Below are 7,668 nucleotides of genomic sequence, written 5' to 3' on the forward strand. Positions count from 1 at the left end.
CACTACTGGGCAGATTCCTAAGTATTACTCACCCGTCCGCCGCTCGACGCCTGGGAGCAAGCTCCCATCGTTTCCGCTCGACTTGCATGTGTTAAGCCTGCCGCCAGCGTTCAATCTGAGCCATGATCAAACTCTTCAGTTTAATCTTGCTATGAAGTCCTTTAAAGAGACTTCTAAACTTGGCTCATTCTTTTACTAGCAAATTTGCTTTTCCGTATGTTTCATATAATGAATTAACTTCGAGTTTTTCTACTAATAAAGAATGATAATTTTTATAGTTAGTCACATCACCGAAAAGATGACGTCCCAACTTTAATTTTTAGCATCCTAAATCAGCAAAAATCCACACAAGTTGTTCTTTGATTTTAGCTTTTAAATAGTTGACTTAGCTTGTCGTCCAAGACTAAGTTTATACTTTTGCTTCGATTAGTTGTCATTAATTAGTAACAACGTTATCGCTTAGCAGGCTGACTATTATATAGATTTCAATATCGTTGTCAACACTTAATTTTAAATCTTTCTAAGCTAACTGGCTTTAATCTCTAGATTTATTGCCTGATGTCCGTCTTAGTGAGGGCGTATTATAGACCCTTTATTTTTTGTGTCAACCGCCTTTTTTATTTTTTTGAATTTATTTTAAGCTCTTCATTTTAAAACAGATGACTGAGACCAATACCAAGCACAAATAGCAGGTTAATGATAAGTGTCAACTTAACGATTACTTTTAATTGACTGCCTATCAAAACGGCATCCACTACACTACTATCACTGACCATACTTAAATTAGTGGCCTCTACTGGCTTCGCAGAATAGATAACTGCTAAGTGTTTGACTATTAAAGGCAGGGCCAATAACCATAGCAAGCTATAAGAATTATATACAACTCCGTATAGCAAATAGCATAGGATAGATAATGCCAGTAATAGCGTATAGCCTACCCTCATCATTTTACTGCCTAACAACACAGCAAGAGTGATTTTTCCTGCTTGCTTATCACTATAAATATCTCGCATATTATTGACGAATAAGACGCAGGCTGCCAATCCACCACATCCGGTCGCTGGCAACAGATGACTTAACTGAAATTGACCTGTTTGCAAGTAGGCACTACCCAGTACAGCAAGCCAACCGAAGAATATAAGTACTGCAACCTCACCCATAGCACGATAGCCATAAGGTCGTTTGCCCATGGTATAGGCCATAGCTGCAATAATGGCCACAATCCCAAAACTTAGAAAGACCAGAAAGTCGCGTAGGTTATCAAAGCCAATCGCTATTAACACAACCCCTGAAATAAAGGTAATTAGTGCCCATCCAAATATTAGACGCTTGAACTGACTGGGCTGCAATAATCCTTGGACTGTCATACGTTCAGGACTATTAGCATCTCTAAAATTATCTGTTCCCTTAATCCCATCTCCATAATCATTGGCTAGATTGGACAAAATCTGTAATGCTAACGCTACCCATAAGGTAAGGGCAAACACCACAAAGTTATGCCCATTAACTGAACTGGATGAGGCAAGTTGAGATAAAGCTAAGCCATTACCGCAGATAATACTGGCAATGGCTAAAGGAAAGGTTCGAGGACGAGTAGCTTGTAATAGAGCCTTTGCAGAGGAAGCGGGAGGTTTATTCATAAGTTAGTGCAGTAGGTTATAGATACTATTAATGACTCACTTTAGATTTGATAGTCGTAAATATACCTGACAAAGCATAAATAATCCCTATCGCCAAAATACCCACTGGAATATCGTAAAGTACAATGGCCATGACCAACACGCCAATAATAAGGGCTACAAAAGGTACTTTCTTTTTATCAAACTCTTTAAAGCTATAGTATTTAATATTACTGACCATTAATAAGCCGCAGATAACCACCCAAATAGCAGCAATCACCATAACCTGACCAGCATATTGGCCTATCCATTGATTATGATCAATAGCGACCATAACAGAGCTAGTCACTAAGATAGCCGCTAATGGACTGGCTAAGCCCACAAAGTATTTTTTATCGACCTCACCAATCTGCACATTAAATCGAGCCAAACGGAACGCCGCACAGGCCGTAAATATGAAGGCACAACCGATACCTACTCTACCTAAAGGCTGTAACGCAAAACTATAAATTAATATAGCAGGAGCTACCCCAAAGGCCAACAGATCTGCTAAAGAGTCATACTGCTCGCCAAAAGGACTTTGTGCATTTAGCATGCGAGCAACACGCCCATCGGCCCCATCCAAGATAGCCGATAAAAATATCGCCAATGAGGCTTTATAAAATTCGCCTTGAGTACTCGATAGTATTGAGAAAAATCCAGACAACAAAGAAAGCGTAGTAATTAAGTTAGGCGCCAAATAAACTCCGCGACTGACCACTGGCTTACCATCAGCAACTTCGTGCTCGACAACTTCAAAGGTCAAGGTATCTAAACCTTCTATGCCCGACTCATTAGGGCGAATAGAAGTAGATATATCAGGCTGTGCTGTCTCTGATTTAACAGCTTCTGAACTCGATTGATGTGGGGGCTTCATACTAAATCCTTTATTGATCAAAAGCCAAGCCACTTAGTTAATAAACAACTCAACTGTTAACCCAATTCTCGGTTGCTTAATAATAAATGGCCTAGCAAATCGTTACTCGCCTACTAGCCAGCGCACGCTTACCGCCTGGCTTTGTGGTAATTCAGGAGCGTCTTCTGGACGCAGTAAAGGCTGAATGAAATTTAGAATTTCACGAGCATGCTGATCAAACTTCCAAGGTGGATTAATAATAAGCATACCTGTTCCGTTAAGGCCTACCGCAACATCATTAGGGTAGATATTCAGCTCACATAACAGCTGCTTACGGATACCTGTACGCTTCATTTTTTTATAAAAAAGTTCAACTGCTTCAATATTCTTAATAGGAAACCAAAGAGCATAAACCCCTTGTGGCCATTTGGTCATCGACGCAACCAATAACTCAACCAAACCAGTAAAGTCTTTATGCTCCTGCTCGTAAGGAGGATCAATTAAAATAACACCTCGACGCTCTACTGGTGGGATGACCGCAGGAATACCTTCAAAAGCATCACGGTTATGAATACCAATAGGCAGTTGATACAGCTGATAATTTAGCGCATCGTATTCAGTATTCTTAAACTCGAATGCTTCGGCTCTTATTTCAACATCAGGGTTTTGTTGTACATGATTGGCAATCCACCAAGGAGAGCCAGGATAAACATGTCTGTCATAAGTTTGACGCGCCTGTTTAATATCCTCAACATACTGACGTACTGCATCAGGAGCTTCAGAGATATCCGCGTCTAAAATCTTTTGCACACCTGCTTTGGCTTCGCCTGTTTTGCGAGCCTCTTCACTGCTTAATGAGTAAAGACCGCGTCCGCCATAAGCGTCTAATGCGTAAAAAGGCTTGCCCTTAGTGCTCATTTGATTAAGCAGTTGAACCAGTAAAATGTGTTTTGCAACGTCGGCGAAATTACCGGCGTGATAGGCGTGTTTGTAATTCATAAGTTAGCTTGTTTTAGTGTAGAAAGGTTTGTTTTCAAAAATTAGTTCTATGGTAGCATAAGCTGGTTTAAAATAAGTATATTAATGGTTAATAGCCCGTTATGGCACAAGCATCGCTATTAAATTACTGTTAAACTGACCTGCAACTGCTACACTTAATCGGGTCAGTTTTACATAAACTCCTCTTTGAGCTTTATAAAAACAAATCACCGAGATTCCGCCAATGACTAAAGTCGTTAAGACGACCACCGCAACCATCGCAACCATTGAAAGTAACTTAACCCCCACCTCTTATAACTTCCAAGACCCAATCACAGTTGCTATTCCTCCTCCCCTAGTCCCAGAAGATTTAGCGGTTTCTAAAGAGCAAGCCCGTCAAGCATTACAACAACTGCCTCTTGATGCTACTTTTAGTCAGCAACACAGCCACTTAATCGCCTTTGATTTAACTGAGACGCAAAGAGCTTTGGATCAATCTGACTTTGATGCTAATTGGGAGCAAAGAATAGATGATAAAGCTTTAGATCTTCTCATTGATGATGGGTTTATCGTCCTAGACGATGTATATTCGCAAACAGCGCTACTGGCCTTACAAGCCGAAAGCGGCTTTATTGACTATCGGGATGCAAAGCTAGCTGAAGGCGTGCGTAAGACCGAAATCCGTGGAGACCGCATTCGCTGGATCACCAAAGACTTTTATGCAGGTTACCATTATCTACAAAGCATCAATGAATTGGCATTTTTACTAAACCGTACTTTATTCGCTGGTATTCGCCATAGCGAAGCACATTATGCCTGTTATCCACCTGGTTTTGGTTATAAATGGCATTCAGACAATCCTGTCGGACGTGATGAGCGTGTTATCTCTGCGGTTTTTTATCTCAATGATGAATGGGATGAGGCAGACGGTGGTCAGCTTTCTATTATAGACAGTCATAATCAAAGCCATCAATTGCTACCTAAGGCCAATCGCTTAGTTATTTTCGACAGTAACTTACAGCATCAAGTGGAGATAGCACATCGTCAACGCTACTCTATTGCCACTTGGCTACGCAGTGATGAGGCCTTGATAGTTGCAGAGCCTTTATAAGGCTGTTACTTTTACTTAACCTGACCACGGATATGGCAATCCTCTGAAAGCCAGCCGCAAGCAGTATTTATATTTTATTTCATATATTTAAGGGAAATTATGAGTTCTAACAGCACTACTGAGCAGTCAAATCATCAACAACAAACCTTAGAGCTTAGTATTGAACTAATGCGCCGAGATTCTTTTACCCCTCACGATAAAGGCTGTCAGGAGGTGTTGGTTCAGCGTTTAAGTCCGATTGGTTTTGAGCATGAGTTTATGTATTTTGGTGACGAACAAGCCAGCGGCCAAAATGCTCAGGTAAAAAACCTTTGGGCCAGACGTGGAAACCAAGATCCTGTGGTGTGCTTTGCTGGTCACACCGATGTAGTGCCTACTGGTAATGTCGATAATTGGAAAATTCCCCCGTTTGAGCCGACTGTCAAAGATGGCTATCTTTGGGGACGCGGTGCTGCCGATATGAAAACAGGGATAGCTGCCTTTACCGTCGCTGCAGAAAACTTTGTCAAAAAACACCCTAATCATAACGGTTCTATTGCCATGCTGATTACCTCTGATGAAGAAGGTCCTTCTATAAATGGTACGGTAAAAGTAGTCGAAGCTTTAGAAGCTCGTAATGAAAAAATCACTTATTGTTTGGTTGGCGAACCATCAAGCACCGATACTTTAGGCGATATTATCAAAAATGGTCGTCGTGGCTCACTAGGTGGCATACTTACTGTCACTGGTAAACAAGGTCATGTGGCCTACCCTCATTTGGCAGTTAACCCGATTCATGCTCTCTTGCCAGCCTTAGCTGAATTTACCCATACTCAGTGGGACAAAGGCAATGAATTTTTCCCAGCTACTTCTATGCAAATCTCTAACATCAATGGCGGTACTGGTGCCAATAATGTCATTCCTGAAACGGTAGAAGTGGTGTTTAACTTTAGATTCTCAACAGAAACCACCGAAGAAGAGTTACGTGCCAAAACCCATGAGATTTTAAATAAGCACTTTGATGGTTCTGACGCTAGCTATGAGATTGACTGGAAGTTATCAGGTAATCCATTCTTAACGGCAGAGGGTAAGCTGGTTGATGCCTGTAAAGTAGCGGTTAAAGAAGTGACTGGTATTGACACTACCCTATCCACCTCAGGCGGCACTTCTGACGGCCGTTTCATCGCCCCTACCGGTGCACAAGTAGTCGAGCTTGGTGTACGTAATGCCACCATCCACCAAGTTGATGAGCGTGTTGAAATTGATGATATCGGTAAATTGGCCCAGATTTATGAGCGGATGTTAGAGGAATTACTGTTGGATTAATCTAATAGCTTAAATGGTAAGTAATTGTAGGGTGGGTTAGCGAAGCGTAACCCACCATTCATTATAGGACGGATATTGTTTTTAATCATAAATAGGTGGGTTACGCTTAATCTGCACCTTTTCGAGGCTTGATAAAACTAACGCCACCCTTGTATCTTGAATTTCCTTTAAAGCTATCAGCTAAAATTGATAAACCAAACAGAATATTTAAGAGCATTGAGAGTATGAGGCTGTGTAGGCTTGGTAGGCTGTGGCTTTAGCCCAGCACAATTTTGAAATCAATAATAATAAACTTAAACTTTTAAGCCGTCGTTAACTCAATCATCACTCTCATTTCACTTACTAAATTGATATCGGCAGGCATAAAAATCGGTTAGTGAAGCGTAAGCTACCAACATCAAATGGCTGTTGTTTTAAATTATAAAGTCGGTGGGTTACGTTTTAATTGTTGACGTATAAGTATAAAGATAGTGGCTTTATTTAGCCTAGCTATTCAAATCCAGTTAATAAAAAGCTGGGCTAAAGCCACAGCCTACGTAAACTGGCGCGTAAGTGGTTAAGCTTAGATGGGTAATATAAATCAGATAGCTAAAGACACTCTATATTTGAAGCTATCGGTTTTCAAAATAAAGAATTATTAAGCCAATAGGTGCAATGAAGATTGATAAGGTATAAAGCATGAGCCGAATTATTAGCTTAAAATACCAAACAATCAATAACAGCAAACCTCCTACAAACCATTCACTTTCACCGAATAAAAAGTCCCAAACCCAATCATAAGCAAATTTTGAATAAGGATACAATAACGCACATACAACAAAATAGGCTTTTACGATATAGATATAACTATCTTCTATAGAGACCGAAGCCGCAGCTAATGAGTAGTCCAATACTCCCCAAGAAAGTATAACGAATAAAGCACCTATGATTAGGTTGCGAATGTGGTATCTGTTTTCTAACCCTAAAAATGTTGAGTGTATAAAGTCCATAATATACTAATGCCAATTAATGAAAATGTGGTGTCTATATCAATAGACTTGAGTAAATCATAATGACTGTTAGACACGCTTACTCTATTCCAATATAGACATCAACCTGTGACTCATTGACATAATGTTCAAAATCAACATTGTATAGACGGGTATGGGCACAATTTTCATCGTTAAAATAAGCCCAAATATCTTGCCAAGCTGTGACAACTACCTCAGGCAATGCACCCTGCTCGCTGAATACTAAATACTTCCCTGCTGGAATAGTAACAGACTCAACAGTGCCACCTTCAAGCTCTTCGTTATTACCATCGTGCTTCCAACTGGCGGTAACCTCAAATTCTCCATTAGCATCACTTTGGTAATTATGATAAATCCCATAAATACCGCTATCTTTAGGTAGTTTGGCAAAATAACCCCCTGTGTCAGGATAGTTGTCACCCCTAACAATCAAGTAAAAGGGGGTAACAAGGAACAAAGATGTCCAGATACAGTGAAGAGAGAAAACAAGCTATATTAAGCAAGCTATCGCCGCCACATAACTTAAGTGTATCAGAAGTTGCAAGAAGTGAAGGCATAGGTGTACAAACCCTATATAATTGGCGTAATCAAGCTAGAGAACAAGGACAGCCCATGCCCGGCAATAAAAACACTCCCGATAACTGGTCAAATGAAGCAAAACTTGCCACCATCATAGAGGCCAGCGGCTTATCAGAGACCGAGCTTAGCGAATACTGCCGTAGTAAAGGCCTATATGTCGAACAAATCAAA

At 40.5% G+C, this 7,668-nt stretch carries 8 protein-coding genes and 1 rRNA gene; 3 read left to right on the plus strand and 6 right to left on the minus strand.

The window, feature by feature from the left end:
* From G561_RS14690 to G561_RS0112870, 4 genes are all read right to left on the minus strand, one after another.
* Nucleotides 1-142, minus strand: a 16S ribosomal RNA gene (locus tag G561_RS14690); the annotation flags it as partial.
* 508 nt (nucleotides 143-650) lie between these two features.
* Entirely contained in the window at nucleotides 651-1,640 is a 990-nt protein-coding gene (gene menA, locus G561_RS0112860; protein ID WP_028859914.1) for a 1,4-dihydroxy-2-naphthoate octaprenyltransferase, read from the minus strand.
* 28 nt (nucleotides 1,641-1,668) lie between these two features.
* Entirely contained in the window at nucleotides 1,669-2,535 is an 867-nt protein-coding gene (gene pssA / locus G561_RS0112865; protein WP_051584562.1) for a CDP-diacylglycerol--serine O-phosphatidyltransferase, read from the minus strand.
* Nucleotides 2,536-2,637: 102 nt separating this feature from the next.
* Nucleotides 2,638-3,513, minus strand: a complete 876-nt coding sequence (locus tag G561_RS0112870) for a 23S rRNA (adenine(2030)-N(6))-methyltransferase RlmJ (RefSeq protein WP_028859916.1) — start codon at nucleotides 3,511-3,513, stop codon at nucleotides 2,638-2,640.
* Nucleotides 3,514-3,736: 223 nt separating this feature from the next.
* Here G561_RS0112870 and G561_RS0112875 point away from each other — a divergent pair, with 223 nt between their 5' ends.
* A complete protein-coding gene (locus G561_RS0112875; RefSeq protein WP_028859917.1) occupies nucleotides 3,737-4,603 on the plus strand; it encodes a 2OG-Fe(II) oxygenase in 867 nt (288 codons plus the stop codon).
* A gap of 99 nt (nucleotides 4,604-4,702) precedes the next feature.
* Nucleotides 4,703-5,908: a succinyl-diaminopimelate desuccinylase gene (gene dapE, locus G561_RS0112880; protein ID WP_028859918.1), complete on the plus strand. Its 1,206-nt coding sequence runs from the start codon at nucleotides 4,703-4,705 to the stop codon at nucleotides 5,906-5,908.
* 611 nt (nucleotides 5,909-6,519) lie between these two features.
* Here dapE and G561_RS0112885 read toward each other — a convergent pair.
* Entirely contained in the window at nucleotides 6,520-6,897 is a 378-nt protein-coding gene (locus G561_RS0112885; protein WP_028859919.1) for a hypothetical protein, read from the minus strand.
* 79 nt (nucleotides 6,898-6,976) lie between these two features.
* Nucleotides 6,977-7,375: a GyrI-like domain-containing protein gene (locus tag G561_RS14695; protein WP_051584563.1), complete on the minus strand. Its 399-nt coding sequence runs from the start codon at nucleotides 7,373-7,375 to the stop codon at nucleotides 6,977-6,979.
* Nucleotides 7,376-7,377: 2 nt separating this feature from the next.
* Here G561_RS14695 and G561_RS0112895 point away from each other — a divergent pair.
* Nucleotides 7,378-7,668: transposase (locus G561_RS0112895; RefSeq protein ID WP_028859908.1), on the plus strand; the 291-nt coding region annotated here is incomplete at its 3' end.

It is taken from the genome of Psychrobacter phenylpyruvicus DSM 7000 = NBRC 102152 (assembly GCF_000685805.1).
Taxonomy (GTDB): Bacteria; Pseudomonadota; Gammaproteobacteria; order Pseudomonadales; family Moraxellaceae; genus Psychrobacter; species Psychrobacter phenylpyruvicus.

Coding starts and splice junctions, on each gene's coding strand:
- menA (WP_028859914.1), bottom strand. CDS start 1,640: ATGAATAAACCTCCCGCTTCCTCTGCAAAGGCTCTATTACAAGCTACT.
- pssA (WP_051584562.1), bottom strand. CDS start 2,535: ATGAAGCCCCCACATCAATCGAGTTCAGAAGCTGTTAAATCAGAGACA.
- G561_RS0112870 (WP_028859916.1), bottom strand. CDS start 3,513: ATGAATTACAAACACGCCTATCACGCCGGTAATTTCGCCGACGTTGCA.
- G561_RS0112875 (WP_028859917.1), top strand. CDS start 3,737: ATGACTAAAGTCGTTAAGACGACCACCGCAACCATCGCAACCATTGAA.
- dapE (WP_028859918.1), top strand. CDS start 4,703: ATGAGTTCTAACAGCACTACTGAGCAGTCAAATCATCAACAACAAACC.
- G561_RS0112885 (WP_028859919.1), bottom strand. CDS start 6,897: ATGGACTTTATACACTCAACATTTTTAGGGTTAGAAAACAGATACCAC.